Origin of the sequence: Micromonospora sp. NPDC049048, assembly GCF_043197615.1 — a bacterium.
Classification (GTDB): domain Bacteria; phylum Actinomycetota; class Actinomycetes; order Mycobacteriales; family Micromonosporaceae; genus Micromonospora.
In genome coordinates this window covers 137486-154868 of record NZ_JBICTM010000003.1, presented here as the reverse complement: position 1 = coordinate 154868, position 17383 = coordinate 137486, and the positions used below count along the sequence as shown (strand labels likewise).

12 protein-coding genes and 2 tRNA genes are annotated in these 17383 nt (G+C 73.5%); 1 reads left to right on the top strand and 13 read right to left on the bottom strand.

The features are described from left to right. Positions 1–164 precede the first annotated feature (164 nt). The 5 genes from ACGFIG_RS11330 to ACGFIG_RS11310 all read right to left on the bottom strand — a co-directional run bounded on the left by ACGFIG_RS11330 (position 165) and on the right by ACGFIG_RS11310 (position 4664). Positions 165–241, bottom strand: a tRNA-Ile gene (locus ACGFIG_RS11330). A 63-nt stretch (positions 242–304) separates the two neighbouring features. Further along, on the bottom strand, positions 305–1999 hold the full coding sequence (locus ACGFIG_RS11325) for a M16 family metallopeptidase (RefSeq protein WP_393001663.1): 1695 nt from the start codon (positions 1997–1999) through the stop codon (positions 305–307). Further along, on the bottom strand, positions 1996–2943 hold the full coding sequence (locus ACGFIG_RS11320; RefSeq protein ID WP_393001661.1) for a hypothetical protein: 948 nt from the start codon (positions 2941–2943) through the stop codon (positions 1996–1998). The genes ACGFIG_RS11325 and ACGFIG_RS11320 overlap by 4 nt, the downstream gene beginning before the upstream one ends. 44 nt (positions 2944–2987) lie before the next feature. Next, positions 2988–4226, bottom strand: a complete 1239-nt coding sequence (locus tag ACGFIG_RS11315; protein WP_393001659.1) for an NAD(P)/FAD-dependent oxidoreductase — start codon at positions 4224–4226, stop codon at positions 2988–2990. A gap of 365 nt (positions 4227–4591) precedes the next feature. Next, positions 4592–4664: transfer RNA gene (locus tag ACGFIG_RS11310), tRNA-Asn, on the bottom strand. 270 nt (positions 4665–4934) lie between these two features. Between ACGFIG_RS11310 and ACGFIG_RS11305 the strand changes: the two genes are divergently transcribed. Further along, positions 4935–5330, top strand: coding sequence for a hypothetical protein (locus tag ACGFIG_RS11305; protein WP_393001657.1), 396 nt, complete (start codon positions 4935–4937; stop codon positions 5328–5330). A 154-nt stretch (positions 5331–5484) separates the two neighbouring features. On the opposite strand, the gene ACGFIG_RS11300 is transcribed toward ACGFIG_RS11305, so the two are convergent. From ACGFIG_RS11300 to ACGFIG_RS11265, 8 genes are all read right to left on the bottom strand, one after another. Then, positions 5485–6492, bottom strand: coding sequence for a sugar phosphate isomerase/epimerase family protein (locus tag ACGFIG_RS11300; protein WP_393001655.1), 1008 nt, complete (start codon positions 6490–6492; stop codon positions 5485–5487). Between the two features lie 310 nt (positions 6493–6802). Next, a complete protein-coding gene (locus tag ACGFIG_RS11295; RefSeq protein WP_393001653.1) occupies positions 6803–8902 on the bottom strand; it encodes a ThuA domain-containing protein in 2100 nt (699 codons plus the stop codon). Positions 8903–8973: 71 nt separating this feature from the next. Beyond that, entirely contained in the window at positions 8974–11841 is a 2868-nt protein-coding gene (locus ACGFIG_RS11290) for a PQQ-dependent sugar dehydrogenase (RefSeq protein WP_393001651.1), read from the bottom strand. A gap of 312 nt (positions 11842–12153) precedes the next feature. Continuing rightward, positions 12154–13221 (bottom strand): polyprenyl synthetase family protein, encoded by a 1068-nt coding sequence (locus ACGFIG_RS11285; protein ID WP_393001649.1) that lies wholly within the window; start codon positions 13219–13221, stop codon positions 12154–12156. Next, positions 13218–14633 carry an alkaline phosphatase family protein gene (locus ACGFIG_RS11280; RefSeq protein ID WP_393001647.1) on the bottom strand — a complete coding sequence of 472 codons (1416 nt, stop codon included), beginning with the start codon at positions 14631–14633 and terminating at the stop codon, positions 13218–13220. Before ACGFIG_RS11280 ends, ACGFIG_RS11285 begins: the two co-directional genes overlap by 4 nt. Before the next feature lie 76 nt (positions 14634–14709). After that, positions 14710–15912 (bottom strand): metabolite traffic protein EboE, encoded by a 1203-nt coding sequence (gene eboE, locus ACGFIG_RS11275; protein ID WP_393001645.1) that lies wholly within the window; start codon positions 15910–15912, stop codon positions 14710–14712. Then, complete coding sequence (locus ACGFIG_RS11270) at positions 15912–16778, bottom strand: TatD family hydrolase (protein WP_393001643.1); 867 nt, start codon at positions 16776–16778, stop codon at positions 15912–15914. The genes eboE and ACGFIG_RS11270 overlap by 1 nt, the downstream gene beginning before the upstream one ends. Further along, a complete protein-coding gene (locus ACGFIG_RS11265) occupies positions 16778–17380 on the bottom strand; it encodes an EboA domain-containing protein (RefSeq protein ID WP_393001641.1) in 603 nt (200 codons plus the stop codon). Before ACGFIG_RS11265 ends, ACGFIG_RS11270 begins: the two co-directional genes overlap by 1 nt. Positions 17381–17383 lie beyond the last annotated feature (3 nt).

Here is a 17383-nt window from a genome sequence, read left to right as displayed (position 1 = left end):
ATGTTGGCGAACAGGTCCCGGTAGCGTGATCATGATCGTCACCGCCGAATTGTGCCTGGCCGTTGGCTATTCACGCACCCTCGCGGTGTGCGGTCTCCTCGGCCGGGCATGCTCGCTCCTGCCCGAGGTTCGCGCCGTCATCCTGGCTGACCAGGGTTTCTGTATGGTGGGGCGGGCGGGACTCGAACCCGCGACCGAGGGATTATGAGTCCCCTGCTCTAACCGGCTGAGCTACCGCCCCAACACCGCGCCGGAGTTTATCCCGCCCGGTGGATCACCGGCCAGCACGAAACGGCGCCGTCGCTCATCGGCGTCTTCGGCGCAGCAGCACGATGGGCAACGCGAGGATAACAGTGAGCAGCCAGCCCACCGCGATGGTGCCCCACAGCCAGCCCTTGTCGCTCTCGGCGGTCTCGGTGACGAACATGCCGAGGGTGAGCAGGAAGGTTCCGCCGCCGATCGTCAGCGCGGCGAGGCCGCTGACGACCATCAGCGGGATCTCCCACCAGGAGCGCTGCGCCGGCTCCCGCCGTCCGCCGGCGGTCGTCGCGGCCCGTGGCTGCGGGATGCGGTCCGGGTCGCGGGCCGGCATGACCACCTGCCGGTCGGCCGGCACCTGGGAGTCGATGACCCGGATCGCGCCGGGGTGCAGGTCGAACATGGTCGGTTCGATGCGCATCGAGATGGCGTCGTCGCCGATGAGCTGCCGGGCGCCGTCGGGCCAGGCGAGCATCAGGGCGCAGTCGGCGTACCGCACGGTGAGTGGGCCGCCGTGGCCGTGCCAGCTCACCCCGTCGACCCCGACGTGCAGCTCGCCGTCGCCCTCCTTCTCCCGGTAGGCGGTGCCGGTCACCGTGTCGGCCGAGCGCGTCGGTGCCTCGGCGAAGCCGGCCCAGTCGGCCCGGTGGCCCTCGGGCACCATGAGCAGCGCGGTGGCCAGCGCCTCGCGGGCCACCTCGTGCACGTCGTCGATGTCGACGGCCTTCAGCTCGGCCCGGTGCTCGTCGACCGTGAGGTTGCGCTCCCCGGTGAGCACGTTGAAGGCGTACGACGGCAGCCGCGCCGCGTCCACCTCGGCGGTGCCGAGGAAATCCTCCCGCTTCGCCACGACGGCGTCGAGGTCGGCCTGATCGATCCGGCCGACCCGCAGCTTGGCGAGCGTGTCGACGAAGCCGCCCAGCACGGCGTCCTGCTTCTCCGGCAGCGCGTCGGCGAGCGCCCGCAGCGTCGCGTGGCCGTCGCCGCGCGGCTCGTAGCCCGCCGTGGTCTGGTAGGAGAGCCCGCCGTCCTGGCGCAGCGCCCGGTACAGCTCGCGCTCCAGCACCCCGGCGAAGACGCTCGCGGCGGTCCGGCGCCGCACGAGGGCGTCCAGCACCACCGCCCGCGAGCCGCTGACGAAGTACGCGGGGGTCCGCGGCAGCGCCGACGACGCCGCCGGCACCGGCCGCCGTACGCCCGATGGCAGCGCCAGCCGCAGCCCGGCGGGCACGGCCTTCCCGGCGATCCACAGCACCGCGTTCTCCCGGGTGAACCAGCGGGCCGCCCACTGCCGCAGGTCGTCGGCGGTGAGCGCGCCCAGCCCCCACTCCGGGTAGCTGATGAGGCCGAAGTCGCGGGCGCCGTGCCGCCACAGCGGGATGTCGTCGGCGGCGGCCGTGCCCCGGCTGCTGTGCTCGGTACGCAGGATCTCCTTCTCCACGTCCAGGCGGCCGGTCGGCAGCTCGGTCAGGTTGGCGCAGACCGAGGTGAGGAAGGTGGCGATGTCCTGCGCGGAGCCCTGCATGTGGAACGTGGTGAACACCGGCCCGGTGGCGCCGTTGACGTGGTAGTCGGCCAGCCCGAGGGGGGCCAGCGCGAGGTGTTCCAGCAGGTGGGTGATGCCGCTGCGGGCGAGCGTCTCGTCGGCGGTGCCGACCCGGAAGGTCAGCCCGGCGCGCATCGGCCCGCCGGTGGGGGCGAGCAGCGTGGGCACCCCGTCCACGTCCAGCTCCTGGATCATCGCGGGCGACCCTTCTCGTACGCCTCGGCGCGGTACCTGACGTATCCCTTGGCCCCGCCGAGGTAGGACCAGGGGTACTCGCTGCCGAGGTTGCCGAGCGCCTCGAACTGGGCGCGGGCGGCGTCCCACATCTCCAACCGGCTGAGCATCAGCGCGAAGACGGAGCGGACGGACACCCAGCCGGGCCGGTGCTGGAAGGCCGGGTGCAGCACCGAGCGTTCGGCGGCCTCCCGGACGTCCCTGGCGACCTGCGGGTCGCGCAGGTACTGGGTGCGCTGCGCCGAGGTGTCGCAGTCGACCCAGCGTTCCAGGTGCGCCTCGGCGACCAGCACCCCGTTGGGGGCGCCCTCGGGTGCGGCCAGCATGCACTCGCGGGCGAAGGCGAACGCCTTCTCCCAGTTGCCGCTCCACTTCGGGCAGTACTGCTGGAGCAGCGAGGTCTGCGCGGAGAGGTGGTGCGGCGCGTACGCGACCAGTCGGTCGTAGCGGCGGCGGGCCTCGGCCTGGCCGAGTTGCAGGCCCATCGCGGTGGGCAGCCGCAGTTGCCAGGCCGCCACGTTGCCCGGGTCGCGTGCGCAGACGTCGATGAGCAACTGCTCCGCCTGCCGCAGGTGGGCGTGGAACTGGTCGAACTGCTCCCGGCTGACGTGCGCGGCCCGGGCGTCGGAGCGGATCTTCCAGCCGACCTCGATCAGGTGCGAGGCGAGCAGGGTCGCGGCCAGGGTGTCGTCGGGTTGCCGCGCGAGCACCGAGCGGAGGAACGGCTCGATGCCGTCGACCTCCCCGCCGACGCGTACGAGCATGGTGCGCCCGTCCCAGTCGAGCGGCTCCAGGAGCCGGCGGACGCCGGGCCAGTCGCCCTCGGCGAGCGCCGCGCGCAGGTGCGTGACCTCGGCAAACGCGGCGGCCGGGTCGAAGTTGGGCACCGGGAGGGGGGCGGGCATGGCGAGGATCATAGGTGATCTTCATCGGCGGCCCAGCCCTCCGTTCAGGCGGTACGCAGCTCCGTCAGGACGGCTCCGGCGGCACGCCAGCCGCTGGCCAGGGCGCCCTGGACCGACGGGCTGTCCCGATGGTCCCCGGCCACGAACAGCCCCTCCCCGAGCGCCACCGGCTTGCGCAGCCGCCCCTGCGGCGGGGGCGCGGCGGGCAGCGCGTCGGGGATGACGACCGTTGTCAGGTGGGTCCAGTCCGCCGTCGAGCGGCCGTAGAGGCGGGCGAGTTCCGCCCGTACGGTCGGCTCGGGCGGGGCCGACGGGCCGACGACCGAGGTGGCGACCAGGTGCCGCCCGTCCGGCGCGTACGTGGGCGCGGCCCGGCTGACCACCGCCGTGTTGGCGACGATCTCCCGCCGGTCGCCGTCGACGAGCAGGATCGGCTCGTCCAGCGGCGGCTCCCCGGTGCTGTGGTAGTACGTGGTGTAGCTGTGCATGCGTACCGCCGGCAGACCTGGCAGCAGCGTGGCCGCCGCCGGCGGGTCCACGGCGACCACGACGGCGCGGCAGGCGATGTCGCCGGCCTGGGTGCGGACCCTCCCGGGCGCCACCTCGGCGACCGGGGTGTCCAGGTCGATCAGCTCCGCCGGCAGCGGGTCGGCGACGGCGCGGGGCAGCGCGGCCATCCCCTCGGCGGGCAGGCCGATCCGGCCCCGGGCGAAGGAGCGCAGCACCATCGCCAGCACGTGGCTGGAGGTCTCCAGCTCGCGGTCGATGAGGACGCCGGAGAGGAACGGCCGCAGCAGCTCCTCGATGATCGCGTCGGAGAGGCCGGCGCGGCGCAGCGCGGTCTGGCTGGTGGTCTCCGGGGCGGCGAGCAGCCGGTCCTTCGGCAGGGTGGCGCAGCCGGTGGCGAGCGCGGCGAGGCGCAGCCGGTCGAGCAGCGAGCCCACGCCGGCCAGCGCGGTGCCGGGCACGCCGGTGGGTTCGCGCAGCGGGTGCACCAGGCGGGTCAGCCGATCGCCCCTGCGCACCAGCACGCCGGAGGTGAAGTGGCCGAGGCGCAGCCGGTCGACGTCGAGCAGGGCGCCGAGCCGGGGGTACGCGGTGTTGAGCACCTGGAAGCCCCGGTCCAGCAGGTAGCCGTCGACGGCGTCGGTGGCGACCCGACCGCCGAGCCGGCCGCCGGCCTCGAGCAGCCGCCACGGCACTCCCGCGCGGTGCAGCCGCCGGGCCGCGGCGAGCCCGGCCAGGCCGCCGCCGACCACGACCACGTCGGTGTCAGCGAGCACCTTGCCCCCTTCCGCTCTCCGTCCCGCCCCTGGCGCGCGGCGCCCTGGGCCTCGCCGTCCTGCGGGTGCCCGGCGGTCGGCTGGCGTCGGCGACCGCCGCTGGCGACGGAGGACCTGCTGACCGCGCACGGGGTCGCCCGGCCCGCGGCGGGCTTCCGCCACGGCGACCGCTTCCGGGCATCGCACACCTACCCGCACGGACCGGCGCACCGATGACGCGGCGGGAGTCCGGGTCGGCATCGACCATCCTGCCGGGCGAACGGGCCCGGGGTGGGGGAAACGGATCGCGCCCGCCCGACCGGAGCGGGGCGGGGCGGCAACGGCGAACGCCCGCCGGCAGGGCCGACGGGCGTCTGGTGTGGAAGCTCCCCCGTTTGGACTCGAACCAAAAACCTGCCGGTTAACAGCCGGCTGCTCTGCCAATTGAGCTACGGGGGACCGCTACGTCGTCCGGCACCGATCTCGCTGTGCCGTGCGACGGGGACAAGAGTACAGGATTCCGGGGGGTGTTGGTCCAGGGGGTTACCTGCCGCCCCGTCCCCGGGCGACACGACAATAAACCCAGACAAATCGTCATCACGGCACAAGGAGGTATGAGCGGAGAGCAGGATGGGTAGTTAGCTGCGGACAGAGAAGGCAGGCGCGATTTGGTCGCCACCGACGGGGTAACCGTCGGACGACGGCGCGTCAGGTACGGAAGGAGCCGCCATGCGCGGAAAGATGATGTTCCTTGGCGGGCTGGCTGCGGGATTCGTCCTGGGCGCCCGTGCCGGTCGGGAGAAGTACGAGGAGCTGGTGATCCGGGGCCGCAAGGTGCTCGACCACCCGACCGTCCAGGAGGCGGCCGGTGTCGCGCAGGCCCAGGCGACCCGCCTCTACAGCGAGGGCAAGGACAAGCTCGGCCAGTCGAAGCTGGGCGAGAAGCTGGGCAGCAACGGCCACAAGCAGGATCTGACTGCCGCCGACGACGCGTTCGCCGGCACGCCGGCCACGGTCGGCGCGAAGAGCGCCACCGGGTCGGGCACGGCCTCGACCTCCGGGTCGGCCAGCACCACGCCCCGTAGCAAGCCGTCCAGCTCGGGTACCAACGGCAGCGCCCTCTGATCACACCTTCGAACGGGCCGGTCGCCTCAGGGCGACCGGCCCGTTCGTGTGCGGACCCACGAGCGAGGGCGCCCGGCGGTGCCGCCGGTGTGGGGGCCGCCGCCCATGACGGGTACCCACGCTCGGGCAGCCCTCGCCCGGGTGCTCGGGTCGGTCAGTCCCTGCTGGTGAACGCGGCGTCGAAGGCCGCGGCCGGGGCGTCGAAGGCGAGCCGGCGGACGAACCGCAACGCCTCCGGGGCGCCGACGAGGCGGTCCATCCCGGCGTCCTCCCACTCGACCGAGATCGGGCCGGCGTAGCCGATCGCGTTCAACGCCCGGAAGCAGTCCTCCCAGGGCACGTCGCCGTGGCCGGTGGAGACGAAGTCCCAGCCGCGCCGCATGTCCGCCCACGGCAGGTGCGAGGCGAGCCGGCCCCTACGCCCGTCGCCGGTGCGTACCTTCGCGTCCTTGCAGTCGACGTGGTAGATCCGGTCGGCGAAGTCGAAGATGAAGTTCACCGGGTCCAGCTCCTGCCAGACGAAGTGCGAGGGATCCCAGTTCAGCCCGAACGCGGGCCGGTGCCCGATCGCCTCCAGCGTCCGCTTCGTCGTCCAGTAGTCGTACGCGATCTCGCTCGGGTGCACCTCGTGGGCGAACCGCACCCCGACCTCGTCGAAGACGTCCAGGATCGGGTTCCACCGGTCGGCGAAGTCCTGGTAGCCGCGCTCGATCATCGACGGCGGCACCGGCGGGAACATCGCCAGCGTGTGCCAGATCGACGATCCGGTGAAGCCGACGACGGTGTCCACCCCGAGCTTCGCCGCCGCCCGCGCCGTGTTCTTGATCTCCTCGGCGGCGCGGCGGCGTACCCCCTCCGGCTCGCCGTCGCCCCAGATCCGCGCCGGCAGGATGCCCTGGTGCCGCTCGTCGATCGGGTGGTCGCAGACGGCCTGGCCGACGAGGTGGTTGGAGATCGCGAAGACCTCCAGGTTGTGCTTCGCCAGGGTCTCCCGCTTCCGCTCGACGTACGAGTCGTCCGCGAGTGCCCTGTCGACCTCGAAGTGGTCGCCCCAACAGGCGATCTCCAGCCCGTCGTAGCCCCACTCGGCGGCGAGCCGGCAGACCTCGTCGAACGGAAGGTCGGCCCACTGGCCGGTGAAGAGCGTGATGGGTCGCGCCATGGTGCTTCTCCCCTGTGATCATGGGGATTCCGTGGGTGCGTGACCGGTGCGAGGGTGACCGGGCGGGGCCGGGTACGCGGCGGGCCACGGCGGAACACCGGCGGGTGCGCGTCGGCACCTGGAACCGGCCGGGTTGCGCCTCCCGCCGGTCACCGGCAACCGCCACGGTCGCCGCCCCCACTCTAGAACCGCCGGGCCCTCCCACGAAAGCCCTGCCCGTCCCCGCGATCCTGCGGCTGTCCGTCCCCGGTGCGCACACCGTGCCGGCGCGGACCGCGGGACCGCGGGGAGGAACGGGAGGGCCAGCGGATCAGGGCAGGGTCCACTTCTGGTTGGCGCCGGTGTGGCAGGTCCACAGGTGCACGGCCTGACCGTCGGCCGGGTTGTTGCCCGAGACGTCCAGGCACTTGCCGGTCTGCGGGTTCTTCAGGGTGCCGTCCGCCTGGGCCGACCAGTTCTGCGCCCCCGTGCCGTTGCACGTCCACAACTGAATCTTCGTGCCGTCGGCGGAGGCGCCGCCGGAGACGTCCAGGCACTTTCCCAGCGCCTTCACCGTCGAGTTCGGCGTCACCGTCCACGTCTGCGCCGTGGACCCGTTGCAGCCGTAGATCTGGATCTGGGTGCCGTCGGCCGTGGCGCCGTTGCGTACGTCCAGGCACTTGCCGCCCAGGCCCCGGATCGGCCCGACGCCGCCGCCGGACCTGACGAGCGTGAAGTCGTCCACGTCGAAGAGCCCCGTGCCCGAGCCGGTGAACGTCAGGTAGAGCGTGCCGGTGCCGGACGGCACACCGGAGAGGGCGGCCGTGACGTCGGCGAAGGTGTTCCAGCCGCCGGTGTTGGGCACCGCCACCGAGCCGAGGACGGTGCCGGTCGCGGAGCCCGTACGCACCTGGATGGTGCCGCCCGGCCCGCCGGAGACCACCCGCGCCCGCAGCGACGTCGTGCCGGTCAGGTCGAGCCCGGCGTACGCGGCCCAGTCCCCCGGGTCGATGTGGCCGAGGGTCTGCCCGCCGTTCGCGCCGGCCTTGGTGAACGGCGAGACCCCGGAGGCCGAGCTGAACGCCTCGGCCTGGACGGTGTTCCCGACCGGCGGGTTGACGCCGAGTTCCTTGATCCGGATGTTGCGGAACGAGGCGTCGTCGTCGGTGCCGTGGTTCTGGAGCCCGATGTGGCCGGCGAGCGAGCGGACCGGGTCGGTGTTGGTGAAGTCGTTGATCTTCACGCCGTTCAGGAAGACCTGGAGGCGCTCGCCCTCGACCAACAGCTCGTAGGTGTTCCACTCCCCCGGCGGGTTCAGCGCCGCGTCGCGGGCGGCGATGTCGGCGGACTTGAAGGTGTAGACGGCGCCGGTCGTGCGGTCGGCGGCGTCCGTGGCGTCGATCTGCACCTCGTAGCCGTTGTTGACCGCCGACCAGGGGTCGCTCGACGGTGGGAAGCCGATGAAGACGCCGGAGTTGTCGTCACCGGCCAGCCGCCAGTCCAGCTTCAGCGAGTAGTTGGTGAACTGCTTCGCGCTGTACCAGTACAGGCCCATCCCGCCGACCGAGGTGAGGGTGGCGTCGGCGTTGCTGAAGCTGCCCGGCCCGGCCTGGGACCAGCCGGTGGTGGAGCCGTTGTAGAGCGGCGTGTAGCCGGTCTCGGGCCGGCAGTCGGCCTTGGCCCGGCCGGCCGCGTACCTGATGCCGCCGAGCAGGTGGGCGCGGAAGGCCGGCTCGGCGTACGACGCCTGGGTGTGCCCGCCGCCCGTGTAGAAGGACCGGCCGCCGCTGTAGGTCTTGCACCAGGAGTGCGGGTGGTCGGCGCCCATCGAGCCGCCCGTGTAGGAGGACTCGTCGAGGGTGGCCAGCACCCGGGCCGTGGAGCGGGCGTTGGTCTGGTAGTTGTACCACTCGTCGGTGCGGTTCCAGGTCTGCGGCAGGTGCGCGGTGGCCGGGTGCGCCCGGTTCTCCGCCTTCACGTTGGCCGGCTGGATGGCCGGATGCGAGGCGAAGTACGCCCCGACCAGGTTGCCGTAGAAGGACCAGCCGTACTCGGTGTCGGCGGCGGCGTGCACGCCGACGTACCCGCCGCCGGCGCCGATGTACGACTCGAAGGCGCTCTGCTGCGTGCCGTCGAGCACGTCGCCGGTGGTGTTGAGGAAGACCACCGCCTCGAAGCGGGACAGGTTGGCGGTGGTGAACTGGGCGGCGTCCTCGGTGGCGGTGACGGTGAAGTTGTTGGCCGCGCCGAGGTCGCGGATCGCCTGGGTGCCGACCGCGATGGAGTCGTGCCGGAAGCCGGCGGTCTTGGAGAAGACCAGCACGTCGTACGGGGCGTCGGCGGCGCTGGCCGGCGTGGCCGGGGTGGTGCAGGCGAGGACGGCGAGGACGGCGGTGGCCGCGCCGAGGGCGGGTCGGAGGAGTCTGTGCATGTCGCTCTCCCAACAGGTGTCAGGAAGGGCCCCTTCCAGCGCACCAGGCGTCAGGGGCCCTTCCTCTCAGGTCAGGGCAGGGTCCACTTCTGGTTGGCGCCGGTGTGGCAGGTCCACAGGTGCACGGGCTGGCCGTCGGTCGGGGTGTTGCCCGAGACGTCCAGGCACTTGCCGGTCTGCGGGTTCTTCAGGGTGCCGTCCGCCTGGGCCGACCAGTTCTGCGCGCCGGTGCCGTTGCAGCCGTACAGCTGGATCTTCGTGCCGTCGGCGGAGGCGCCGCCGGAGATGTCCAGGCACTTGCCCAGCGCCTTGACCGTCGAGTTCGGCGTCACCGTCCACGTCTGCGCGGCGGTGCCGTTGCAGCCGTAGATCTGGATCTGGGTGCCGTCGGCGGTGGCCGCGTTGCGTACGTCCAGGCACTTGCCGCCGAGCCCGACGACCGGGCCGGTGCGGACCCCCGCCGAGCCGGTGGTGAAGGCGAACGTGTCCACGTCGTAGAGCGCGCCGGTGCCCGTGCCGGCGAACGTGAGGTAGAGCGTGCCGGTGCTGGCCGGCGCCCCGGAGATGCTGCCGGTGACCGTGGTGAACGCGTCCCAGGCGCCGGTGACCGGCACGGTCGCGGAGCCGAGCACGGTGCCCGTGGGCGAGCCGACCCGCACCTGGAGGGTGCCGCCGGCGCCGGCCGAGGAGACCCGGGCGCTGAACGAGGTCGCGTCGTCGATCCGGTACGGCTCGAACGCGATCCAGTCGCCGTTGTTGATGTCGCCGACGGTCCGGCCGCCCTCGGCGGTGCCCTTGTCGAAGGTGCCGACGCCGGAGGAGGTCTTGAAGTGCTCCGCCTGGCGCTTGCGCGGCTGGAGGGTGTGCTGCTTGTGCGTGGTCAGCCCGCCCGCGTCGGTGTACTCGGCGTCGAAGACGGCGAAGATGTTCGCCGCGTCGTCGTGTTCACCGTCGACGGGGATGGTGATCGAGCCGGAGCAGCCGTTCTTCGAGGTGATCTGGTGGCCGTGGTTGTCGTGGCCCAGCACGTACGTCATCTTGACCTTGGTGCAGTCGATGGCGGGGTCCTCCGGGTCGGTCACCGTGATGCTGAACGGCACCGTGTCCCCGTAGCTGAACAGCTTGCCGTTGGCCGGGCTGTTGATGGTGACCGTGGGCGCGGTGTTGCCGACGCCGATCTGCACGTTCGCCGTGCCGGTGGCGCCCTGGGGGTCGCGTACGGTCAGGGTGACCTGGTAGGTGCCGTTGACGGCGTACGTCTTGCTGGGGTTGGCCGCCGTCGAGCTGGTGCCGTCGCCGAACGCCCAGGAGTACGTGAGCGCCCCGCCCTCGGGATCGCTGGACCCCGCCGAGGAGAAGTTCACGGTCAGCGGGGCGGCGCCGGAGGTCTTGTCGGCCGCGGCGACGGCGGTCGGCGCCCGGTTGCCGCCAGCGATGTAGTCGTAGCGGTAGAGCGCCGAGTTGGCGTCGCCGTTGAAGTACCCGGTGCCGTAGTCGAGGATGTAGAGCGCGCCCTCGGGCCCGAACGCCATGTCCATGATCTGCTTGCCGTTCCACGGGAACGTGTCGATGCCGCCCGGGCTGCCGTCGGCGTTGAGGTGGATCGGCTTGACCCAGCCCCGGCCGAGTTCGCCGGCGAAGAACTGCCCGTCGAAGGACTGCGGGAACTTGGTGGTGGAGTTCAGCGCGGCGTCGTACCGGTAGACGGGGCCGCCCATCGGCGACTCGGAGCCGCCGCCGAACTCGGGCGGGGTGCCGGCGTCGCCGGCGTACCGGATCCAGGCCGGCTTCGCGCCGGGCAGGGTGGGCAGGCCGGTGTTGCGGAACGAGTTGTTGGTCGGCCCGCCGGAGCAGTTGTACTTCGCCCCGGCGGTCCCGGCGGCGAAGTCCCACTCGGCGTACGTCTCGGTGGCGGTGTTGGTGCCGGTGCAGTACGGCCAGCCGTAGTTGCCGGGCCCGGTGACCCGGTTGAACTCCACCTGGCCGCTCGGCCCCCGGGCGCTGGTGGTGCCGGCGTCCGGGCCGTAGTCGCCCACGTAGACGATGCCCGTGGCCCGGTCCACGCTCATCCGGAACGGGTTGCGGAAGCCCATCGCGTAGATCTCGGGGCGGGTCCGCGCGTCCGAGTCGACGAACATGTTGCCCGCCGGGATCGAGTACGTGCCGTTGGCGTTCACCTTGATCCGCAGGATCTTGCCGCGCAGGTCGTTGGTGTTGGCCGCGCTGCGCTGCGCGTCGTACGCGGGGTTGCGGTTGGTGCGCTCGTCGATGGGCGCGTACCCGGCGGAGTCGAACGGGTTGGTGTCGTCGCCGGTGGAGAGGTAGAGGTTGCCGGCGGCGTCGAAGTCGATGTCGCCGCCGACGTGGCAGCATATGCCCCGGTCGGCGGGCACGTCGAGGATGTCGACCTTGCTGCCGGTGTTGATGGTGAAGTCGGCGTTCAGGGTGAACCGGGAGAGCCGGTTGACGCCCTGCCAGGCCGAGAAGTCGGTGCCGGTCGCCGGCGCGTCGCCGGCCGGGGTGGACAGCGGCGGCGCGTAGTAGAGGTAGATGTGCCGGTTGCTGGCGAAGTTCGGGTCGGCCCCGACGCCCTGCAACCCCTCCTCGTCATGGGTGTAGACCGGCAGCGTGCCGATCACGGAGGTGGTGCCGGCGGAGTCCGTACGCCGGACGGTGCCGTTGCGGGCGGTGTGCAGGACCGACCGGTCCGGCAGCACCGCGATCGTCATGGGCTCGCCCACCTCGGCGACGCCCTTGGCGAGGGTGACCTGCTGGAAGTCGGTGCCGACGATGGGGTGGGCCTGGGCCGGGCCGGGGCCGCCCAGCGTGGCCGGGCCGGCGCCGAGGGCGACCGTGCCGGCGGTGGCGGCCAGCAGCAGCGCCGAGGCGGCGGAGAACCGTCGTCGGAGCCGTGGGGTGTTGGCGTCCTGGGTGGACATGGGTGTGCCGTCCCTTCCTGACGAGTGACTGCCAGGGCGGGCGCGCGCCGTCGCGCCGGATGCCGTAGCGGGGGATGCGGTCGGCCCGCCGGGGTGCCGTGCCCGGCTGGCCGCGACCTGCGAGGGATGGAGTGAACCCCATCGATCGGAGGTCACCAGTCGATGGGTGCCCGCGCCGCCGGTTCACCTCGACGAAACAGATTCGTGATGGCCCGACATTAAATGGCGAGTATCGATGTGTCCAGACCTTCCGCCGATTCGGCACCAACTTTCGTCGATCCCGTCAAAAGTCGCCGCCTGCCGGAGCGCGCCTCAGAGGGGACGGTCGACGGCCTGGGCGGCGAGGGCGGTCAGGGCGGCACGGGCCTCGACGGTCACCGGGGTGGACCCCAGGGCCGCCAGGGCGGCCTGCGCGCGCACCCGGATCATCTCCTCGATCCGCTCGCGGGCCCCGGTGCCCTCGATGATCTTCCGCAGCTCGGCGGCGCCGTCGCCGTCGAGCGCCGGGTTGCCGAACAGCTCCCGCAGCCGCGCGGCCTGCGCCCGGTCGGCGGCGCCGCGAGCCAGCGCCATCATCACCGTCGGCTTGCCCTCCCGCAGGTCGTCCAGGACCGACTTGCCGGTGACCGTCGGGTCGCCGAAGACCCCCAGCACGTCGTCGCGCAGTTGGAACGCATCGCCCAGCGGGTCGCCGAACTCGGCCAGCGCGGCGAGCAGCTCCGGCCCGGCCCCGGCCAGCGTCGCCCCGATCTGCAACGGCCGGGTGACCGTGTAGCGGGCCGCCTTCATCCGGACCACGGTCAGCGCGCTCGCCACCGAGCCGTCGCCCACCCCCGAGACCAGGTCCAGGTACTCCCCCGCGATCACCTCGGTGCGCATCAGCGCGTAGACCGCGTACCCCCGGTGCACCCGCCCCGCGTCCAGGCCGCACTCGTGGAACATCTGGTCGGACCAGGCGGCGCAGAGGTCGCCGCAGAGCAGCGCGGTGTTGCGCCCGTACGCCTCGGGGTCGCCGCGCCAGGACGAGCGGGCGTGCAGGTCGGCGAAGAGCCGGTGCACCGACGGCCCGCCCCGGCGGCGGTCGCTGCCGTCCAGGATGTCGTCGTGGATCAGCGCGAACGCGTGGAACAGCTCCAACGCGGCGGCGGCCGTCACGATCGGGGCGCCGTCGGGGCCGCCCGCGCCCCGCCACCCCCAGTAGCAGAAGAGCGGACGCAGCCGCTTGCCGCCGGCCAGCACGAACCGGTGCAGCGCGGTGAAGACACCCCGGGGCGCGCCGTCCGGCCAGTCCCGGCCCTGCCGGTCGAGGAAGGCGGCGAGCGCGGCGTCGAACCGGGCCCGCAGCCCGCTCGTGTCGGTCGGGGCGACGACGGCGGTCACGCCTCCTCCCCGGACGACCCGGCCGACGCCGGCGTCAGCCCCGCCAGCTTTAGCAGGAGTGCCTTGACCTCGGTCGCGGCGACCCGGTCCCGGGCTGCGGACGGATCGGAGCAGAGCAGCACCGGTCCGTCGGCGGAGTCGGCCGGGAGCCGGCCGTGCGACCCGCGCACCGCCCGGGCGCCGGCGTCCAGCCCCACCACGCTCATCAGGTAGCGCATCCCGAGCTTCTTGCGGGCCAGCGCCACGGCGGCCCGCCGCTTCGCCGCACCCGGCGCGGCCGGGTCCAAGAACAGCTCGGCGGGGTCGTAACCCGGCTTCCGGTGGATCTCCACCAGCCGGGCGAAGTCGGGCGCGCGGGCGTCGTCGAGCCAGTAGTAGTAGGTGAACCAGGCGTCCGGCTCGGCGACGAGGACCAGCTCGCCGGCGCGCGGGTGGTCCAGCCCGTGCGCGGCCCGGCCGTCGGCGTCGAGCACCTCGGCCACCCCGGGCAGCCCCGCGCAGAGCGCCGCCACCGCCGGCACGTCGGCCGGGTCGCGGACGTAGACGTGCGCCACCTGGTGGTCGGCCACCGCGAAGGCCCGCGAGGTCCACGGGTCGAGGTACTCCATGCCGGCCTGGGTGTGCACCCGCAGCAGCCCCTCGGCGCGCAGCAGCCGGTTGACGTCGACCGGCCGGGAGACGTCGGTGATGCCGTACTCGGAGAGCACCACCACGGTCGCGTCGCGGGCGCGGGCGGCGTCCAGCAGCGGCCCGAGCACCCCGTCCAGCTCGGCCGCCGCCGCGGCGGCCCGGGGCGACGAGGGGCCGTGACGTTGCAGGTCGTAGTCGAGGTGCGGGACGTAGACCAGGGTCAGGTCCGGCGCGTGGTCGGCGAGGATCCGCTCGGCGGCCCGGCAGATCCACGCCGACGACGCCAGCCCGGCGCCCGGCCCCCAGTAGCTGAACAGCGGGAAGGTGCCGAGCCGGTCGGTGAGGGCGTCGTGCAGCTCCGGCGGGTCGGTGTAGCAGTCCGGCTCCTTGCGCCCGTCCGCGCGGTAGACGGGGCGCGGGGTGACCGTCCAGTCCACGTCGGCGCCCATGGCGTACCACCAGCAGACGTTGGCCACAGTGAAGCCCGGCTCGACCCGGCGGGCCGCCTGCCACAGCTTCTCGCCACCGACCAGGGCGTGGTGCTGCCGCCAGAGCAGCACCTCGCCGAGGTCCCGGAAGTACCAGCCGTTGCCGACGATCCCGTGCCCGGTCGGGAGCTCCCCGGTGAGGAACGTCGACTGCACCGGGCAGGTCAGCGCGGGCAGCACGGTGCCCAGCTCCGCGCGGAAGCCGGCGTCGGCGACCGCACGCAGCCGGGGCATGTGCGCCAGCAGGCGTGGGGTCAGCCCCACCACGTCCAGCACCACCAGCCGCCGGCTCATGTCGTCACCTCGCTCCGCTCGGCGCCGCCATGAGCCACATCAGCCCTGTTTCGATGATTCACTCGCTGACGCTCGCTCATCGCCGTACCTCCGCCGTCGCCGGGGTCGCCCGGCCCGCCGGCGCCAGGCCCAGGGCGAGCAGCTCGGCGCGGGCGAAGGCCAGCTCCGCGGCGATGCCGGCGGCCAGCTCCGCGTCGGTGCGCGGGCGCCGCGCGGCCGGCAGCACCCCCCAGGTGTACGTCTCGACGTCGAGGTGGTCGCAGCCCGCCTCCGGCCCGGCGTAGAGCGCGGCCAGCGCGGCGCGCAGCACCGGCAGGGTCGAGCCCAGCGGCGGCTCGGGCGGGGCGTGCAGCGGCACGTGGTAGTGCACCCGCCACGGGCCGGGCAGCCGCGCGGCCAGGGCGGCGTCCAGGTCGTCGGCGGCGTGGGCGGGATCGGCGGGGTCGGCCGCCCCCGCGCAGCCGGCCGCCCGGGTCTGGTGCAGGAAACGCGGCTCCACCCAGCGGCGCAGCGCCGGCGTCGCCCCGGCGGGCGCCTCGATGGCGGCCGAGACCTGCACCTTCACCACCGGTAGCCCGGCCGTACGCAGCCGGCTCACCGCCTCGGCCGGCGCCTCCCAGGCGCAGGCGAGGTGGGCGAGGTCCAGGCAGACGCCGAGCCGGTCGGTGTCCACGCCGGACAGGGCCGCGACGGCCTGCCCGGTGCTCTCCACCACGCAGCCCGGCTCCGGCTCGAACCCGACCCGGACGCTGCGACCGGTCGCCCGTTCGACGGCCGCGAGACCGGCCGCGAGCTGGTCGAGCCGGCGGCGGGCGGCGTCCGCGCGGGCGGCGTCCCAGGGCCGCCGCCAGGCCAGCGGCAGGGTGGAGACCGAGCCCCGGGCCGCGTCGTCGGGCAGCAGGTCGGCGAGCACCCGGGCCAGGTCCAGGGTGTACGCGAGCCGCGCGGGCGTGGTCCAGTCGGGGTGGTAGACGTCGCCCTTGACCACGGGCGCCTGGAAGGCCGCGTACGGGAAGCCGTTGAGCGTGACCACCTCCAGCCCCCGGGCGGTCAGCGCGGCCCGCAGCCGGCGGCGGGCGGCGGGGTCGGCGGCCAGCTCGGCGGCGACCGGGGCGGCCAGCCACAGCCCGAGGCCGAGCAGGTCGGCGCCGAGCGCCTCGCGTACGGGCACGGCGTGGGTGTCCAGTTGGCGCAGGATGCCGGCGAGGTCCTCGGCGGGGTGCACGTTCGTGCAGTAGCCGAGGTGGACGGTGTCGCCGCCGGCGTGCCGCAGCCGCATCAGCTGCCGCCGCGCAGGATCGAGTTGCCCGCCCAGGTGCCGATCGGCGGGTCGGCGGCGGCGTGCCCCAGGTCCGTCAGGTCGAGCCGCCCGGACTGGCCGTAGAACTCGACCGGGTTGCGCCACAGCACCCGGTCCACGTCGTCGTCGGTGAAGCCGGCCAGCAGCATCGCCTCCCCGGTGGCCCGGGTGAGCAGCGGGTCCGAGCGCCCCCAGTCGGCCGCCGAGTTGACCAGCACCCGCTCGGTCCCGTACGCCCGCAGCAGCTCCACCATGCGCGGCGGGGACATCTTGGTGTCGGGATAGATGGAAAAGCCCAGCCAGCAGCCGGTGTCGCGGACCAGCCCCACCGTCACCTCGTTGAGGTGGTCGAGCACCACCCGGCCCGGCGCGACGCCGGACTCGGCGACGACGGCGAGGCTGCGTTCGACGCCCCGGGCCTTGTCCCGGTGCGGGGTGTGCACCAGGGCCGGCAGGTCGTGGGCCACGGCCAAGGCGAGCTGGGCGGCGAACGCCTCGTCCTCCTCCGGCGTCATCGAGTCGTAGCCGATCTCGCCGACCGCCACCACGGCGTCCTTGTCGAGGTAGCGCGGCAGCAGGTCGAGCACCGGGCGGCAGCGCGGGTCGTTGGCCTCCTTCGGGTTCAGCGCGACCGTGGCGTGGTGGCGGATCCCGAACTGCCCGGCCCGGAACGGCTCCCAGCCGACCAGCGAGTCGAAGTAGTCGGCGAAGGAGGCGGGGCTGGTGCGGGGCTGGCCGAGCCAGAACGCCGGCTCCACCACCGCCCGGACGCCGGCGGCGGCCATCCGCTCGTAGTCGTCCGTGGTCCGCGAGGTCATGTGGATGTGCGGGTCGAAGATGCGCATCAGGCCTCCTGGATTTCGCGCAGCCGGGTGAGCAGGTCGATCGCGTCCGCCGGCATGGTGCGCCCGGCGGCCTGCCGCTCGGCCGCCAGCGACGCGAGCATCGCGGCGAGTTCGCCGTCGGCGCGGGCGTCGAGGTCGTGCACCACGGCCAGCGGCACGCCGGTGAAGACGCACTTGAGCACCGCCTGCCGCCAGGCGGCCGGGTCGAGGTGCCGGGCGTACGGGCCGAGGGCGGCGGCCAGCAGCCGGGTGTCGTTGGTGCGGATCGCGTCGTGCAGCAGCGGCGTCCCGGCCGCGCCGACCGGCAGCAGCGGCAGCGCCTTGAGCACGGCCCGCTTCTCGTCGGCGTCGCCCTGCCGGTAGCGAATCTCGGCGTGGGTCGCGTGGTCGGTCGGCAGCGCGGCCAGCAGCAGGGCCCGGGCCGCCTCGTCGGTGCTCCAGCCGGGAGCCCCGGGCAGCGGTGCCCGGCCGCAGCGCCGCCCGGCGGCCGGGAAGAACCGGTCGATCGTCGCCGGTTCGGCCGCCACCCGCCGCAGCGCCTCGTCGAGCCAGTCGGGTTCGGGTACGCCCCGCAGCGCGGCCCGCAGTGAATCCGGTGTCATCCC